At 67.7% G+C, this 15,195-nt stretch carries 14 protein-coding genes; 9 read left to right on the top strand and 5 right to left on the bottom strand.

Annotation, left to right across the window (positions count from 1 at the left end; genetic code table 11):
- Positions 1-179: 179 nt before the first annotated feature.
- Positions 180-518 carry a GNAT family N-acetyltransferase gene (locus FDZ84_RS36765; RefSeq protein WP_168589588.1) on the bottom strand — a complete coding sequence of 113 codons (339 nt, stop codon included), beginning with the start codon at positions 516-518 and terminating at the stop codon, positions 180-182.
- 89 nt (positions 519-607) lie between these two features.
- On the opposite strand from FDZ84_RS36765, the gene FDZ84_RS36770 reads away from it, so the two are divergent.
- Positions 608-1,591 carry a pirin family protein gene (locus tag FDZ84_RS36770; RefSeq protein ID WP_168589589.1) on the top strand — a complete coding sequence of 328 codons (984 nt, stop codon included), beginning with the start codon at positions 608-610 and terminating at the stop codon, positions 1,589-1,591.
- Between the two features lie 300 nt (positions 1,592-1,891).
- Here the strand turns inward: FDZ84_RS36770 and FDZ84_RS36775 are convergent, their stop codons facing one another.
- Positions 1,892-2,212, bottom strand: coding sequence for a GYD domain-containing protein (locus tag FDZ84_RS36775; protein WP_168589590.1), 321 nt, complete (start codon positions 2,210-2,212; stop codon positions 1,892-1,894).
- A gap of 532 nt (positions 2,213-2,744) precedes the next feature.
- On the opposite strand from FDZ84_RS36775, the gene FDZ84_RS36780 reads away from it, so the two are divergent.
- The gene (locus tag FDZ84_RS36780; RefSeq protein WP_168589591.1) at positions 2,745-3,605 is read left to right on the top strand and encodes a metallophosphoesterase; all 861 of its coding nucleotides are present in this window, start codon (positions 2,745-2,747) and stop codon (positions 3,603-3,605) included.
- A complete protein-coding gene (locus FDZ84_RS36785; RefSeq protein ID WP_168589592.1) occupies positions 3,602-4,252 on the top strand; it encodes a 4'-phosphopantetheinyl transferase in 651 nt (216 codons plus the stop codon). The genes FDZ84_RS36780 and FDZ84_RS36785 overlap by 4 nt, the downstream gene beginning before the upstream one ends.
- Positions 4,253-4,420: 168 nt before the next feature.
- On the opposite strand, the gene cynR is transcribed toward FDZ84_RS36785, so the two are convergent.
- Positions 4,421-5,311 carry a transcriptional regulator CynR gene (gene cynR, locus FDZ84_RS36790; RefSeq protein ID WP_168589593.1) on the bottom strand — a complete coding sequence of 297 codons (891 nt, stop codon included), beginning with the start codon at positions 5,309-5,311 and terminating at the stop codon, positions 4,421-4,423.
- Between the two features lie 277 nt (positions 5,312-5,588).
- Between cynR and cynS the strand changes: the two genes are divergently transcribed.
- Complete coding sequence (gene cynS / locus FDZ84_RS36795) at positions 5,589-6,056, top strand: cyanase (protein WP_210435357.1); 468 nt, start codon at positions 5,589-5,591, stop codon at positions 6,054-6,056.
- Between the two features lie 251 nt (positions 6,057-6,307).
- On the opposite strand, the gene FDZ84_RS36800 is transcribed toward cynS, so the two are convergent.
- A complete protein-coding gene (locus tag FDZ84_RS36800) occupies positions 6,308-6,994 on the bottom strand; it encodes a DUF899 family protein (protein WP_168589595.1) in 687 nt (228 codons plus the stop codon).
- A 648-nt stretch (positions 6,995-7,642) separates the two neighbouring features.
- On the opposite strand from FDZ84_RS36800, the gene FDZ84_RS36805 reads away from it, so the two are divergent.
- From FDZ84_RS36805 to FDZ84_RS36815, 3 genes are read left to right on the top strand one after another with little or no spacing between them, the layout of a single operon-like run.
- Complete coding sequence (locus FDZ84_RS36805; protein ID WP_256413629.1) at positions 7,643-9,034, top strand: family 2B encapsulin nanocompartment shell protein; 1,392 nt, start codon at positions 7,643-7,645, stop codon at positions 9,032-9,034.
- Complete coding sequence (locus FDZ84_RS36810) at positions 9,034-10,095, top strand: family 2 encapsulin nanocompartment cargo protein terpene cyclase (RefSeq protein ID WP_168589596.1); 1,062 nt, start codon at positions 9,034-9,036, stop codon at positions 10,093-10,095. The genes FDZ84_RS36805 and FDZ84_RS36810 overlap by 1 nt, the downstream gene beginning before the upstream one ends.
- Positions 10,096-10,113: 18 nt before the next feature.
- Entirely contained in the window at positions 10,114-10,971 is an 858-nt protein-coding gene (locus tag FDZ84_RS36815) for a geranyl diphosphate 2-C-methyltransferase (RefSeq protein WP_168589597.1), read from the top strand.
- Between the two features lie 181 nt (positions 10,972-11,152).
- On the opposite strand, the gene FDZ84_RS36820 is transcribed toward FDZ84_RS36815, so the two are convergent.
- Positions 11,153-11,914 carry a LysR family transcriptional regulator substrate-binding protein gene (locus FDZ84_RS36820; protein ID WP_168589598.1) on the bottom strand — a complete coding sequence of 254 codons (762 nt, stop codon included), beginning with the start codon at positions 11,912-11,914 and terminating at the stop codon, positions 11,153-11,155.
- A gap of 60 nt (positions 11,915-11,974) precedes the next feature.
- Here FDZ84_RS36820 and FDZ84_RS36825 point away from each other — a divergent pair, with 60 nt between their 5' ends.
- Both FDZ84_RS36825 and FDZ84_RS36830 read left to right on the top strand, forming a co-directional pair.
- The gene (locus FDZ84_RS36825) at positions 11,975-12,367 is read left to right on the top strand and encodes a DUF5997 family protein (RefSeq protein WP_168590629.1); all 393 of its coding nucleotides are present in this window, start codon (positions 11,975-11,977) and stop codon (positions 12,365-12,367) included.
- Between the two features lie 717 nt (positions 12,368-13,084).
- Positions 13,085-15,184 (top strand): bifunctional diguanylate cyclase/phosphodiesterase, encoded by a 2,100-nt coding sequence (locus FDZ84_RS36830; protein WP_246868684.1) that lies wholly within the window; start codon positions 13,085-13,087, stop codon positions 15,182-15,184.
- Positions 15,185-15,195: the final 11 nt, after the last annotated feature.

The raw sequence follows: 15,195 nt of genomic DNA on the forward strand, positions 1-15,195 counted from the left end.
AAACCGACGATCTTGATCGCACCCGCTCCGAAATCCGCCACTTCGGACGGATGTGGCCGGTCTCACCAAATTCCCCGGAGTTCCCGGCATGTCAATGATGACCAGTCTCGTCGCTCGGCGTAATCGATCGAATTCGCTGCGCTGAAGGGACTTTCGTCACCGCTGCAGGATGGCAGCGGTCAGCCCTGCCGCTGGTGCAGCGCGCGAATCTCGGCCAGCACCTCCCGCGTCACCGGATCTGCGATGTCGGCGAAGTCGTCGTGCTTCCTGAGGTACTTCGCGACGAACGGGCAGACCGGGACGACCCGCTTGCCCTCGGTGCGGGTGTCGCTCAACGCATCGGAGATCAGCGCGGTGGCCAGCCCGCGCCCGGCGAACCGGTCGTCGATCTCGGTGTGGTAGAACACCCGCTGCCCGTCGCGGTCGACGTACTCGGTGAACCCCGCGAGCTCATCATCGACGCTGATCTCGTAGCGGTGGCGTTCGACCGCGTTCCGCACGATCTGCCCAGTGCCCATCTCGTCCTCCCCTTCGATCACCCGCCATTATGCCCGCGGCCCTGGCGTATAAACGTCTACGTGAAACCGCAACAGGGGTGGAGGCTCCGATGAGCAACCTCGAAACCGCGCCCGCCGAACTGACCTGCGAGAACAGCGGCGAGGCCCCAACCGTGCGCGGACGGGTTCTGGAGCCGCGGATGGTCCCCCTCGGCGGTCCACGTGCGATGACGGTGCGCCGCACGCTGCCGCAGCGGGCGCAGTCGCTGATCGGAGCCTGGTGCTTCATCGACCACTACGGGCCCGACGAGGTCTCCTCGACCGGCGGCATGCGCGTCGACGGACACCCGCACACCGGCTTGCAGACGGTGTCGTGGCTCTTCAGCGGCGAAATCGAGCACCGCGACACCGTCGGCAGCCACGCCTTCGTCCGGCCCGGCGAGCTGAACCTGATGACCGCGGGCTCCGGCATCGCCCACTCCGAGCACTCGACGCAGAACACGACGGTGCTGCACGGAGCGCAGCTGTGGGTGGCGCTGCCCGGACAACACCGCTTCGTCGCCCCCGACTTCGAGAGCTACGCACCGCCGGCACTGGACTTGGACGGCGCCCGCGTGCTCGTCTTCCTGGGCAGCCTGCTCGGCCACACCTCTCCCGTGCAGACCTACACGCCACTGCTAGGGGCGGAGATCACACTGCGCGCGGGCCAGTCGTTGCGGCTGGACGTCGCTCCCGAGTTCGAGCACGGGGTGCTCGTCGACACTGGCGAGGTGACCGCCGCCGGTGTCGACGCGACCGAAGGGCAGCTCGTCTACCAGCAGACCGGTGCGCAACACCTGGACCTGGTGGCGGCGGACCGGGACGTGCGCGTCCTGCTGCTCGGCGGGCAACCGCTCGGCGAGCAGATCGTGATGTGGTGGAACTTCATCGGACGCAGCCACGAGGAGGTCGCCGCGTTCCGCGCGCAGTGGCAGCACGAACGCGAACACCAGGACGGCGACGAGAAGACCCAGTACGGGCCGTTCCCCGGCCAGTGGCGCGAAACCCTGCCCGCCCCCGAACTCCCGAACGCCCGCCTCAAACTCCGCGGGTAGCCACGGGATTCGGGTGACGCGGGCAGGCGCGTCGCATGAGGAACGGTTCGAGAGTGTCCTCGCCTCGCCGTCGCGCGAACTCCTCGGTGGCGAGGGCCGTGTCTGACCGCTCCATCCGAGTTCCGGCACCCGAACCACGAACACCGCGGTGAAAGCAGCGCCCCCACCCCGGGACCGTCACCTCTCGCGTGCTCCAAGGCTTGTCAACGGTTCACGGAAGCGGGTCGGAGGTCGCCCGCCCACACCGTCCCGCATCCGGGCCGCCGGAAGCCGCCGGCCCCGGTGCACCGATCTCCGGCGTCAGTCGCCCGGTGCTCGGTAGTCGAACTCCTTCGACACCGCCTCGTCCACCTCGGCAGGCGTCAGCAGGACTACCGTTCCCGTGCGTGCGCCGCCGGAGCCGCTGACCGCTAGGCCGAGCGACGCCGCCGAGGCGTTGTCCGGCAGGTCGACGACGACGTAGGTGTCGTAGTCGCCGAAGGCGAAGTAGAACGACTCGACCTCGCCACCAAGCTTGGCGACCGCGTTTCGCACCGCCTCCACCCGGGCCGTGCCGCCTTTCTTCTGCAAGCCCCTGACACCCTCGGCGGTGTAGGTCGCCCGCACCAGGTACTTGGACACTTCGATCACACCCTCGGTTGGTCGCGCACGGGTCGTTCGCTGTCTCCCTCCTTCACGGAAGGCCTGAAGTGCACGGTCCGTCGCCGAGGCGTGCGGAGAAAGAGTCCAAGGGCCTCGCACATCAGGTTGAATTCATTCAATACTGACCCGCACAACCTCGCCCCCAACAACGTCCATTGAGGACGCTCAACGACGACATCGGGGCCGCCGCGCACCAGCCCGGTCACCGACTACTCGCCTACTCGCCCGGGACCGCAATTTCCATTTGAAATCGAACCTTCGATTTCAATGGAAATTGCGGAAATCCTCCACAGGGGACCCGGTAGATCAAATCCGCAGCAAGACCGATCCCAAGCGCCAGACGAGCAGGCACGCACCAAGCTCGCCCGGTTCTTCACATTCGCAAACGGAAGAACTACAGTCATCTCTCTACGAGAAGACACCTGGAGCCCAGATCTCAAGCTGTCATTTGCCTATCCTATGCGTAGTTTCCCGCACAACCGAAGGATCACGAATGGAGTTGGCAGCACGGATGTCTGACGAAACCACCGGCCGGCTGCTCGCGGTGAGCGACCTGCACGTCGGGTACGCCGAGAACAAGTCCGTCGTGGACCGCCTCCGGCCGACGACGGACTCCGACTGGCTGATCGTGGCGGGCGACGTGGCCGAACACGTCGCGGAGATCGAAGGCACCCTCGACCTGCTCAGCCAGCGGTTCGCCCAGGTCGTGTGGGTCCCCGGCAACCACGAGCTGTGGACCCACGAAAAAGACCGGGTCAAGGCCCGTGGCGAGGAGCGCTACCGCCTGCTGGTGGAGAGCTGCCGGAAGCTGGGCGTGCTGACCCCGGAGGACCCGTACCCGATCTGGCACGGCATCGGCGGGCCGGTACGGGTCGTGCCGCTCTTCCTGCTCTACGACTACACGTTCCGGCCGTCTGGCACGCGGAACAAGGACGAGGCCCTGCGCGTGGCTTACAACGCAGGCGTGGTGTGCAGCGACGAGTTCCTGCTGCACCCCGACCCGCACCCCAGCCGGGAAGCATGGTGCCACGCCCGCATCACCGAGACCGAGGCCCGGCTCACCGCGCTCGACGACGATCTGCCGACCGTGCTGGTCAACCACTACCCGCTGGTCCGGACGCCGACGGACGTGCTCTACCACCCGGAGTTCGCCCAGTGGTGCGGCACCGAGCGCACCGCCGACTGGCACTTGCGGTTCCGCGCCCGTTGCGTGGTGTACGGGCACCTGCACATCCCCCGGATAACACACCACGACGGAGTTCCGTTCCACGAGGTCTCCATCGGCTATCCCAGGGAATGGCGCCGGCACGGCCACCCGCATGGCCTGCTGCGGCAGGTCCTGTCCCCCGAGACCGCGGGGGTTGTGCGGTGATCGAGGAGATTCTGGCGCCCGGGGTGGTGACCGAGGAGGCCTTCTCCGACGACGGCGCTTCCCCGCTGTTCCCCGAGGAGCTCGCGCTGGTAGCCAGAGCCGTGCCCAAGCGCCGCAACGAGTTCACCACCACGCGCGGGTGCGCGCGGAAGGCGCTGGGTTCGCTGGGGTTTCCGCCGGCACCGCTGTTGACCGGCGAGCGCGGGGCACCAATCTGGCCCGACGGCGTCGTCGGCAGCATGACCCACTGCGACGGTTACCGGGCGGCCGTGGTGGCCCACCAGTCCGACTTCCTGGCCCTCGGCATCGATGCCGAACCCGCCGGACCACTGCCCGACGGGGTCTTGGACGCCATAGCCCGACCGGAAGAACTCGTCCGGCTCAAGGACCTCGCAGCCACCTGGGAGGAGGTCTGCTGGGACAGAATCCTCTTCAGTGCCAAGGAGTCCGTCTACAAGACCTGGTTCCCGGTGACGCGGCAATGGCTGGGGTTCGAGGACGCCTCGATCGACATCGACCCGGACACGGGCGCGTTCCGGGCCCGTTTGCTCGTGACGGCGGAGGCGTTCGGGCCGCGCGCCGAGTTCCACGGCCGCTGGATGCTCCGCGACGGACTCGTCCTCACCGCGATCTCCCACCCCCGTTGAGGACCAGAACGCCGACCTGGGGAATTGTGGCGGTGGGTGGTCGACCACCCACCGCCACAATTCGCCCGACCCGGGGCGGCTGGGTGCGGTGCCCGCGTCGAGGAGCGCATCAGCGAACGGCAGATGACCGCCGTGAGCGCTTTTGGGTGCTATGGCACCCACAAACACTCACGGGTGTTCTTCCCAGCGTTGGGCCCGTTCGATGAACGCTTCGGCGGCCGCGCTGAGGTAGGCGTTCTTGCGGCGCAGGATGTTCACGGTGCGCGCGGGCAGATGCGGGGTCAGCGGGATCGGGTGCAGGCCCGGGTGGTCGCGCGTGATGGCGTCCGGGAGAACCGTGGCCAGGGCGCTCCACTGGACGACTTCGGTCAGTGCCGCGATCGTGTTCGTTTCGACCATGATCCGGGTCTGCACCCGGTGCGTCGCGAAGTAGGCGTCGACGTGGACTCGCGTGGCGAAGTCGGTGCTGAGAAGGGCCAACCGATGCTGCGCCACCTCGGCGACCGGCAACGGCTGATCCCGGCCGGCGTCCGGGTGGCGGGAGCCGACCACGAGGCTGAAGGTCTCGGTGAACAGCGCGGCGCTCTCGATTCCCGGCAGGTGGGTGCCGCGGAACGCGATGCCGAGGTCTAGCTCGTCGGCCAGCAGCGCGGCTTCGATCCGGTCCTGCGTCATCTCCCGGACGTTCAGGCGGACCCCCGGGTGGGCGACGTGGAACTTGGCGATCAGTGCCCCGATCAGGTACGCGGTGAAGGTCGGCGTCATCGCCAGGCGCAGGTGGCCGCGGGTGAGGTCCTGGACATCGAGCACCGCGCGCCGGCCGGCCGCGAGTTCGCGCAGCGCTTGCCGGGCGAAGTGGGCGTAGGTCTCGCCTGCGTCGGTGAGGCGCACGGAGCGGCCGGTGCGATCCAGCAACTGAACGCCGAGCACCTTCTCCAGCTGCTTGATCTGCTGCGACAGGGTCGGTTGCGAGATGTGCAGGTCCTCGGCGGCGCGGGTGAAGTTCGCGTGCTCGGCGACTGCCAGGAGGTAGCGGAGATGGCGCAGCTCAGGACCCATGGGCCCGATTATAGGCCTCGACAATGGTGACCATGAGCACCAAGTCTTGGACACTATAGTTCCTGTTCATGCATGGTTGGCGCGGTCGGTCCCCAACGGCACCCGGGAACGAGGACAGGCCATGCACCTCACGGGAAGGAATCCGAAGACGTCAGACCCACCGGCCAGGCCGTTGCCCGAGCAGTCGCCTGATCCCGAAGACCCCGGCGCGGCACAACCCGTGCCCGCCGTTCCCGCTCCCGGCAGGAGCGACCGACCAAAAGGAACGACCGCCGTGGTGCACGCCCAGTTCGATCCCACCGCCCGCCAGCAGCTCGCGAACGCGGCGGTCGATGCCAAGATCCGCAAGGACCTGACGTGGCAGCAAATCGCCAACGCCACCGGCCTGTCGGTTTCCTTCGTGACCGCCGCCGTGCTGGGTCGGCACGCCCTGCCCGCGGCCGCCGCCGAGACCGTCGCGGCGCTCCTGGGCCTCGACGAGGACGCGATCGTGCTGCTGCAGACCATCCCGACCCGCGGCTCCATCCCCGGCGACGTCCCGACCGACCCGACCATCTACCGGTTCTACGAGATGATCCAGGTCTACGGCACCACCCTCAAGGCCCTGGTCCACGAGAAGTTCGGCGACGGGATCATCAGCGCGATCAACTTCAAGCTGGACGTGCAGAAGGTCGCCGACCCCGAGGGCGGCGAGCGCGCCGTCATCGTGCTGGACGGCAAGTACCTGCCCACCAAGCCCTTCTGAGCCCGAGATACCCGGAGGGGCACCTCGCGGTACCGGAATCGTCCACTACGGAGCAATCAATAGACCGACAAGGAGTGGCAGCGGCGCGACGGCGGCCAGCACCGCGTCGCCGGCGCCCCGACCGCGTGACCGCGGCGGAACCGTGTGCCCCAAGGCGATGACCACTTGGCCTCCGCCGGTGCGCTGATTTCCCGTCAACGGCAACGCGCGGGTTCGTCGCTGCGCGGCGAGCTCCCGCACGGCCGCGACACTTACGGCAGGTAGTCGAGCGATGCGAACCATTCGCCCCGGCCCTTCGGAGTGAGGTCGAGGACGTGCCAGACCGGGCTGAGCAGGTCGATGCCTCGCTGGTCGATGTCTTCGGACATCCGCGGGTGCGTCGTGTGGACGTGGCGCACCGCGCCGCTGTCGTCACGCGCGAAGACCGACACCGTCGAATCCTGGTTGCCTTCGGCGTCCTCGCTGGCGAGGTCGTACTTGAACGCGCCCGAACCCGCGCTGAGCAGTCGCACGTTCGTCCACCCCCGGTTCCTGGCGTGTTGCCGCAGCGCGGGCAGGTCGGCCGCGGCGACGACGGCGAAGTCGACGTTCTGCGCTAGGTGCTGGGCGACTCCGTTGAGCCCGTCGATCCACATCGTGCACATCGGGCACGGCCGGGTCTGCTGCTTCCCGTACATGAGGTGGTAGATGACGAGGTCCCGACCGGGTGCGGTGAACAGTTCGCTCAGCCGCACCTTCCGGGTCGGGGTGTCACCGGCGTCGAGGTCCGCGGGTCCTTCCTCGAACGTGTAGTCATCGACGACGGGACCGAGCGGTAGTCCGCGCCGCAGCTCGGCGACCCGTTCGCGGTGGCGCATCAGCTCGATCTCGGCCTGGCGCAGGTCTTCGCGGGCTTGGAGGTACTCGGCGGACTCCGCGGTGAGGTTGGTGTGACGCATTGCTACCTCCGTGGCTGCTTCGACCAGCGGCAGCCAGGCGGCCCGCCGGTGTGCCCCTTGGACGGCCCAGTTCGTACCCGATGCGCTCCGGTATGAAACCGACTGGCTCCCGGTGCCCGGATCGCTCCAGCTTCTTGGTGGCACGACGACGGCCGACGAATCGCTCACAACCCGCCGGAGCGCGGGCCGGTGTCGAAGTCCGCGATCGCAGTGCGGAACTCCGCCCGGCACACCATCCAACTCGAGCAAGATGATCTGCAACACATCTGATCACGCAACGGCAGATCCCGCCGACCGACCGGAAATCCCCTGCACGAAATTAATTTCAGGATTCCCGAAAAGAACGCAGGGAACAAGCCGTCCAATTCGTTTCCGTGAACCATCACCGACCACGTGCCGACCACCCTTTTAGCCGTATTGACGCGGGCAAACAGCCTCATAGACTCGTGCACCGGATCCAGTTCACATCCCACAGCATCAGGTGAGGAACCACTTCACGACCACGCAGTACGAAGCCACGCCAGCCGATCCGATTTCTCTTGCACAGCAACAGATCCAGAATTCGCGAAAAGATAGCAAGAATTCGTCGTCGAGCGCGCCCGCAACCGGCAGGCGCCTCGACATGCACCCAATCCGGAGGTTCGTGACGTGTCGTCACCCGATGCCGAACCGTTCTTGTCCCTGCAAACCCAAGCTGCGCGGCTGCTCGCGACCACGACGAAGACGCCGCCGCAAATGCAGTCCATCAGCTCCCGGAACCTGCTCAAACGGCTCCCGTGGATCACCGTCTCCAGCGGCACGTACCGGGTGAACCGGCGCTTGCAGATCAAGGTCGGCCGAGGTCGCGTGTCCTTCCTCCAGGAAGGCGCCGACGTCCGCATCATCCCGCACACGCTCACGGAGCTCTCCGCGCTGCGGGGCTACCGCGACACCGGCGTCCTGGAACGCCTCGCGGGCTTGTTCACGGTCCGCCAGGTCACGCCGGGAGAGGTGCTGGCGGAAGAAGGCCAGCCGGTCCGGGAAGTGTTCGTCGTCGCGCACGGCCGAGTCGAGCGCCTCGCGACCGGCGAGTACGGCACCGTCGACCGCCTCGGCGTGATCACCGACGGAGACCAGGTCGGTGACGAAGCCGTCGGCGTCGAAGAACCCACTTGGTCGGCGACGCTGCGGTGCTCCACCGCGGGCACGATCATGGTCCTGAACTGGGACTCCCTGCTCGGACTCCTCGACGGCGAGGAGGGCCTGCGCACGCACTTGGAGGGCTTCGCCCGGCGCCGCGCGCTGCCGCAGAACCGCAGGGGCGAAGCCGAAATCGCGCTCTCCGCGGGCCACGAAGGCGAAGCACTGGTCCCGGGGACCTTCGTCGACTACGAGCTCTCGCCGCGCGAATACGAGCTGTCGCTGACCCAGACGATCCTGCGGATCCACACCCGAGTCGCCGACCTCTACAACGACCCGATGAACCAGGTCGAGGAACAGCTCCGGCTCACGGTGGAGGAGATCCGCGAGACCCAGGAGCGCGAGCTGCTGCACAACCCGGATTTCGGGCTGCTGCACAACACCGCCTACGACCAGCGCATCTCCACCCGCACCGGCCCGCCGACACCCGACGACATGGACGACCTGCTGTCGATGCGCCGGTCGACGGACGCGTTCTTCGCGCACCCGAAGGCGATCACGGGGTTCCTGCGGGAGTGCAACCGGCGCGGCCTGGCGGTGGATGCGACCACGCTCGAAGACGGGTCGAAGGCCCTGTCCTGGCGCGGCGTCCCGGTCTTCCCGCTGGGCAAGATCGGCATCAGCGACCACAACACCACAGCGATCATCGCCATGCGGCGCGGTGAAGACCGGCAGGGCGTCGTGGGCCTGCGGCCGGCCGCGCTGCCGGATGAAACGCAGCCCGGTTTGAACGTCCGCTTCATGGGCATCAGCGACCAGGCGATCCTGCGCTACCTGGTGACCGCTTACTACAGCGTCGCTGCCCTGGTCCCGGATGCGGTCGGGCTGCTGGAGCACGTGGAAATCGGCCGGGAGTCCTGATGATCGAGCTCGTCGAGCACGAAACCCCCGTCCCCTTCCAGCAACCGCACACCGGGGGCGTCCAGGGAACGAGCGCGTGCGTTGCACCGGGACGGCAGCGGAAGACGGCCGTCCTGCACTGTCCGCCGCCACCACCCGAACGCCCGGAGATCGCGGCGGAGATCAACCACCGCTCCGTCGCGTGGCTCATCGAGGTCGGCCTGGGCAGCGAGGAGAACATCGCCGGCGTCCACAAACACGATCCGGGACGCGGCATCACGTTGTGCCACCCGGGAAGCGAGGACGTCGAGCGCATGACGGCCGCGGCGAAGATGATCGTGGCCGAAACGGCAGTGGACGACTACTTCTGCGAAACCAACAGCCGCCGCGATGCCAACGACCAGTCGATCGGGCCGAACCTCTCGCTGACGCAGTCCGCGATCGACGCGCCGCGCCTGACCCCCACCTACCAGGCGGTGTGGGAAAAGCGCCGCGACAACCACCCGGTGCTGCGCGCCCAGCACGAGGCGTTCGACGACCTCAAGCAGATCAGCAGCCCGGCGCAGGCCCAACGCGTCCGCCACGACATCGCCCAGCTCTACCTGGGTTACAACGCCGAGAACGGGTGGCGCACGATCAACCGGCTGCCGCCCGTCTGGCAGTACCTCGCCAACCGGCAGATGAACTCATTCCGCCCCTGCCTCGACCTCACCGACGTCCTCGACGGCTACGAAATCCCGGCGGAGCTGTTCACCCACCCCCTGGTGCAGGACTGCATCGCGCGGGCATCGCTGATCGCCACCCTCTACAACGACCTGGCCGGCTGCGAGCGGGAGATCCGCGATCACGGCCTGCCATTCAACCTGCCGGCCGTGATCGCCGCGGAAGAGCACATCCCGCTCGACGAGGCGTTCATCAAGTCCTGCGACATCCACAACGAGCTGATCCGGGCATTCGAGGAGGACACCGAGCGCGCCGCGGCCGCGCTCCCGGACCCGGCGGTCGCCCGCTACCTGACCGGACTGTGGTCATGGCTCGCGGGAAGCCGCCACTGGCATTTCACCACCGCACGGCACACCTGACGAAGGGAAGCACCGACGATGACCGAGACGACCTACCGGACCACCCCCGCCGCCAGCGTTTACCAAGGCAGCATCGCGAACTACTGGAACCAGGAGGCCAACCCGGTCAACCTCGAACTCGGCGAGGTCAGCGGCTACTTCCACCACCACTACGGCATCGGCGAGCCCGACTGGTCGGTCACCGAAGGCGACCCCGGAACCATCCGCGAACGCCTCACCCGGGAACTGCACCGCCTGGAAGGCCAGCAAGCCGAATTCCTGCTGGACCACCTGGGGAAGGTCTCCCCGGGGCAGCGGATCATGGACGCCGGGTGCGGACGCGGCGGCTCCAGCTTCCTGGCCCACGAACGGTTCGGCTGCGCGGTGGACGGCATCTCGATCTCGCGCAAACAGGTCGACTTCGCAAATGCCCAAGCGCGGCAACGCGAAGTCGCCGACAAGGTCGCGTTCCACCAGCTGAACATGCTCGACACCGGGTTTGAAACCGGCAGCATGCAGGCGATCTGGAACAACGAGTCCACGATGTACACCGACCTGAACGACCTCTTCGCCGAGCACTCCCGGCTGCTGGCGCGCGGCGGGCGGTACGTGACGATCACCGGCTGCTACAACGACGTCTACGGCCTGCCGTCGCGCGCGGTCTCCACGATCAACGCGCACTACATCTGCGACATCCACCCCCGCTCCGGCTACTTCCGCGCGATGGCCGCGAACCGGCTGGTGCCCACCGCCGTGGTGGACCTGACCGAGGCGACCCTGCCCTACTGGCGGCTGCGCGCCCAATCACCCCTGGTGACGGGGATCGAGGAGGCGTTCATCGAGGCGTACGAGAACGGCAGCTTCCAGTACATGCTCATCGCCGCCGACCGCGTGTAACCCGACGCCGCCTGCTGTGCCGTTCGCCGGCCGTGAGTCTTCTTGGTTGCCATAAGACTCACGGCCGGCGGCGTCACCGGTACCGCTCGCTAAGGTCGCGCAGCCGCCGAGGGCGGCGGCGTCGTTCATCCCGGGAGCGGTGCTGGCCATGGACGGCGGACTGACGATCCGTAGCGCCTGCCTACGAGCGGCGGCGGGGTTTCCCGCGCTTGCCGCCCTTGCCGCCCTTGCCGTCCTTAAGAGTGCCGGAACGCCGGTTCCCGCCGGTCGGCTTGCGGGTGGCAGGGTTCTTCGCGTCGCCAGCGGGTCGCTTGGGCTTCGGCGGGGCCGGCGGGCGTCCGCGCGTGCTGTTGACCGTTCGCCCGCGGACGATTCCGATGAACTGCTCCATCAAATCGGTGGTCTCGTCGTCCAGCCACGCCAGCGCGACGCTCGACTGCGGGACGTCAGCGAGCGGCCGGTAGGTGAGGTCCTTGCGGTGGTGCAGGCGGGCGAGCGACTGCGGGACGACGAGCAGCCCCACGCCGGCCGCCACCAGTTCGATGGCAGCCGTGGTCGTTGCCGGGCGCTCGATCGCCGGCCGCCCGGGCGGCTGTTCCCAGTCGAGGGTGTCGTCGAGCGGATGCAGCACGATGTCGTCGGCCAGGTCGTCGGGCGACACCTCTTCGGCCGCAGCCACGACGTGGTCCTTCGGGACCACGACCACCGTCGTCTCGGTGTAGAGGGGGATCGCGTGCAGCCCCGTCCGGTCTGCCGGGAACCGGAGGAGGACCGCGTCAGCGTCGCGGTCGCGCACCACGCCGGCGGCTTCGGCGGCGGACACCTGGACGAGGTTCAGCGGAACCTCTGGCGATCGTTCGTCCCAGATCCGCGCCCACTTGCCGGGTGTCACCCCCGGGATGTACGCGAGCGTGAACGACGGAGATCCGTCCAAGGCTGTCACGAGGCCAGATTACCGGGCGTGACCGCAGGCAGCGCACGCGCGGTCGATACCCTTGAGGGCATGACGTCGCAGAAGACCTCCCAGACGATGAAGCCCAAGACCGCGGCGAGGAAGCTGAACGTGTACCTCGAAGCCACCCCCGCGGAGTTCCAGGAGGGTGTCGTCTCGCGCGACGAGTTGAACGCCCTGCAGGCCGACCCGCCGGAGTGGCTGCGGGAACTGCGCCGCAACGGCCCGCACCCGCGGCAGGTCGTCGCGGCGAAGCTGCGCATCTCCATCGGCGGTCTCGCACGTGGCGGCATCACCGACCCGCTCACCACCGAGCAGATCGAAGCGCTGAAGACCGAAGACCCCGAGTGGCTCCAGCAGGAACGTGCCACTCAGGCCGACGTCCGCAAGGAAGCGGTACGCATCAAGGAGAAGGCGGCGGCCCGCCGCCCCCGTTCCTGGTAGCAGCACCAGACCCGCTAAACGCGGCGCGTCGGCGAGCAGGACCCGGCGCGCCAGCGTGCCGATCTGACCCGGCCACCGAAGCATCGGGCCGCGGCTTGGGCGGCAGTGCCGACGATCCGCTCCCGGAAGCCGGGGGCGAAGCGCTCGAGCTGCGCGATGATCGTTTCGGTCGCGTCGCCGGTGTATCCGCGGGGCACCAGTGCGCGAATGAATACCCCACGTCTGCGATCCGCCCGGAGTAATTGCATCGATCTCGCGAATTCCCCGATCCGCACTTCGAGCGCGAGCGGATCGCCCGGCCGGGAGTCCAAAGTAGAGCAGCAGGGCGGTTCCAGGCGGAACGGCACCAAACATTCAGATCTCTGCAGCGGTGTGCCGCATTCTCCACGGAGGCGGCACCGGGGAGGACCTCGCTGAGAGACTCGGCGAAATGCGAGTTGTCGATGAGGTCCAGCATTGCGGTCGGTGCGGACGGGCTCGAAGACGCCGTCTTCGCACGCGTGCAATGCCGTGTTGCGGGGCGCCGGCCACCGCCTTGCAGCGTCAACTGAACGGCCGGTAGCGTCGATTGCCAACCGTCAATCAGACGGTTGGAAACGTAAGACGCCTTCCCTCGAAGCGAGCTGATAATGCCCAAGAGCTGCAAACAGAGTCGCCCCGTTCGCCGGATTAGTCGACCGGGTGACGTTGGTCCTCCACAGAACGAATGGAGATTCGGTGAACACGCATGAGGAAGAGGCTGCGTGTGGCTTGGGTGGTCGGTGGGAGCCGAGCAACGGCTTCCGGCAGTCGGAAGCGCAGATCGACACCGAGCGGTTGATCGGCGAGGTCGCCGCGGACCTCAGGGATTGCGCCATCTTCGCCATCGACCGCGACGGCCTGGTGACCAGCTGGAACGCGGGTGCTCAGCGGATCAAGGGGTTCTCCAGCGAGGAAATCATCGGGCGCCACTTCTCGAGGTTCTACCCGCGCGAGCAGGTCGAGGCGGGATTCCCGTCCTGGGAGCTGAGCCAGGCTGCCGCGCACGGTTTCTTCATCGACCGGGGCTGGCGCGTGCGCAAGAACGGCACACGCTTCTGGGCGCACGTCGTGATCACGGCGCAACGGGCCCCGGACGGCAGCTTGACCGGCTTTATCAAGGTGACCCGCGACGAGTCCGAGGGACGCACGCAGCGCGAGCGGTCGGCTCGGCGGTTCACCGACCTGTTCCAGCTCGCACCGGTGGGCATTGCACTGCTCGACGAGTCCGACCAGGTCCTCGACGCCAACGCGGCCCTGTGCGATCTGCTGGGCTACCGGTTGCATGGCAAAGCCGCGTCCGAGTTGATGCACCCCGACGACGCCGGGTTCGGGTTGGTCCCGCACCCAGCGAGGGCGGGCGGCGAGAGGATGTCGCCCCGAGTTCTCACCCGCGCAGATGGTGAGCCGGTGTTCTGCCACGTGCGGTGCGCGGCCTCGGTGCAGGACGACGGGGACCGGTTCTGGTTGGCCGTGTTCCAGGACGTCACGGAGCAGATCCGCCGCGCCGAGGTCCTGCACCATCAGGCCACGCACGACCCGACGACCGGGCTGCTCAACCGGCAGGGCGTCGACGAACTGCTCGTCCCCATGCTCGACCGCAGCAGCGACCAGATAGCCGTGCTGTTCTGCGACATCGACAACTTCAAGCGCGTCAACGATTCGCTAGGCCACGATGCAGGCGACGAACTGCTGGTAGCGCTCGCCCGCCGCCTGCGCAACGAGCTCCCGGCGTGCTGCACGCCCGCGCGGCTCTACGGGGACGAGTTCCTGATCATCTGCTCGAACGTGCAAGCCTGCGGCGGGCTCGACGCGCTCACCAACACGGCGGCCGACCTGCTCCACGCGGTCGTCCCGCTGCAGGGCCGGCTGGTCAGCGTCACCGCCTCCATCGGCGCGACAATGCCCGAGGAGCACACCACGACGCAGAACATGATTCGCGACGCCGACGCGGCGATGTTCAACACCAAGAGGGGCCGCGGACGCGCGCGGACGGGCCAGGGCACTCCCACCGCGCAGCTGACCTTGGAAGAAGATCTCCGCGCCGCGCTGCGCCATGATCGCCTGCAACTGCACTACCAGCCGATCGTCGCTAGGGACGGAACCATCATCTTGGCCGAAGCGCTCGTGCGGTGGCCGCATCCGGACCGCGGGCTCCTCACACCGGACACGATCTTGTCGGTCGCCGAGAACGGCGGTCTTATGCACGACCTGGACAGCTGGGTGCTGCACACCGCGCTGCGGGAGGCGGTCACCTGGCAGCAGCCGATCGGCGTCACGGTCAACGTCTCCGGAATCCGTCCCGACGCCCCGAACTTCAGCGACGAGGTCTCAACTGCGATCACCGCCAGCGGTATCGCCCCCGACCGCGTCGTCCTGGAAATGGTCGAAACGCTGTTCGTGGACCTGCCCGCGAAACCGCGCAGGGCGATGCGGGAGCTCGCTCGGACGGGAGTCCGGTTCGCCATGGACGACTTCGGCACCGGCTATTCCTCGCTGGCTCGGCTCAAGGACCTGCCGACCCAGATCGTCAAGCTCGACCGGCGGTTCGTCTCCGGCATGGGATCGGACCCGGCCGATCTCGGGATCGCGCGTGCTGTGGTGGAACTGGCCCGGGCGATGGACCGCACCTGCATCGCCGAAGGCGTCGAGAACACCACCCAGCACGCGCTGCTGAAGAGCCTCGGCATCGACGCCTGCCAAGGATTCCTGTTCTCCCGCCCGCTGCCCGCAGCGGAGTTCCACGCCCTCCTCAAGTCCCCGGAGTCCGCCGCCCTCGCAAACCCGGCGTGGGAGTAGGCAGGCCCTCA

The sequence above is a fragment of the Saccharopolyspora sp. ASAGF58 genome (genome assembly GCF_012277335.1).
GTDB classification, from domain to species: Bacteria; Actinomycetota; Actinomycetes; order Mycobacteriales; family Pseudonocardiaceae; genus Saccharopolyspora; species Saccharopolyspora hattusasensis.

What these genes read in the sequence shown, in the direction of transcription:
- FDZ84_RS36765 (WP_168589588.1), bottom strand. Translation starts at nt 518, where the DNA reads ATGGGCACTGGGCAGATCGTGCGGAACGCGGTCGAACGCCACCGCTAC.
- FDZ84_RS36770 (WP_168589589.1), top strand. Translation starts at nt 608, where the DNA reads ATGAGCAACCTCGAAACCGCGCCCGCCGAACTGACCTGCGAGAACAGC.
- FDZ84_RS36780 (WP_168589591.1), top strand. Translation starts at nt 2,745, where the DNA reads ATGTCTGACGAAACCACCGGCCGGCTGCTCGCGGTGAGCGACCTGCAC.
- cynR (WP_168589593.1), bottom strand. Translation starts at nt 5,311, where the DNA reads ATGGGTCCTGAGCTGCGCCATCTCCGCTACCTCCTGGCAGTCGCCGAG.
- FDZ84_RS36800 (WP_168589595.1), bottom strand. Translation starts at nt 6,994, where the DNA reads ATGCGTCACACCAACCTCACCGCGGAGTCCGCCGAGTACCTCCAAGCC.
- FDZ84_RS36810 (WP_168589596.1), top strand. Translation starts at nt 9,034, where the DNA reads ATGATCGAGCTCGTCGAGCACGAAACCCCCGTCCCCTTCCAGCAACCG.
- FDZ84_RS36815 (WP_168589597.1), top strand. Translation starts at nt 10,114, where the DNA reads ATGACCGAGACGACCTACCGGACCACCCCCGCCGCCAGCGTTTACCAA.
- FDZ84_RS36825 (WP_168590629.1), top strand. Translation starts at nt 11,975, where the DNA reads ATGACGTCGCAGAAGACCTCCCAGACGATGAAGCCCAAGACCGCGGCG.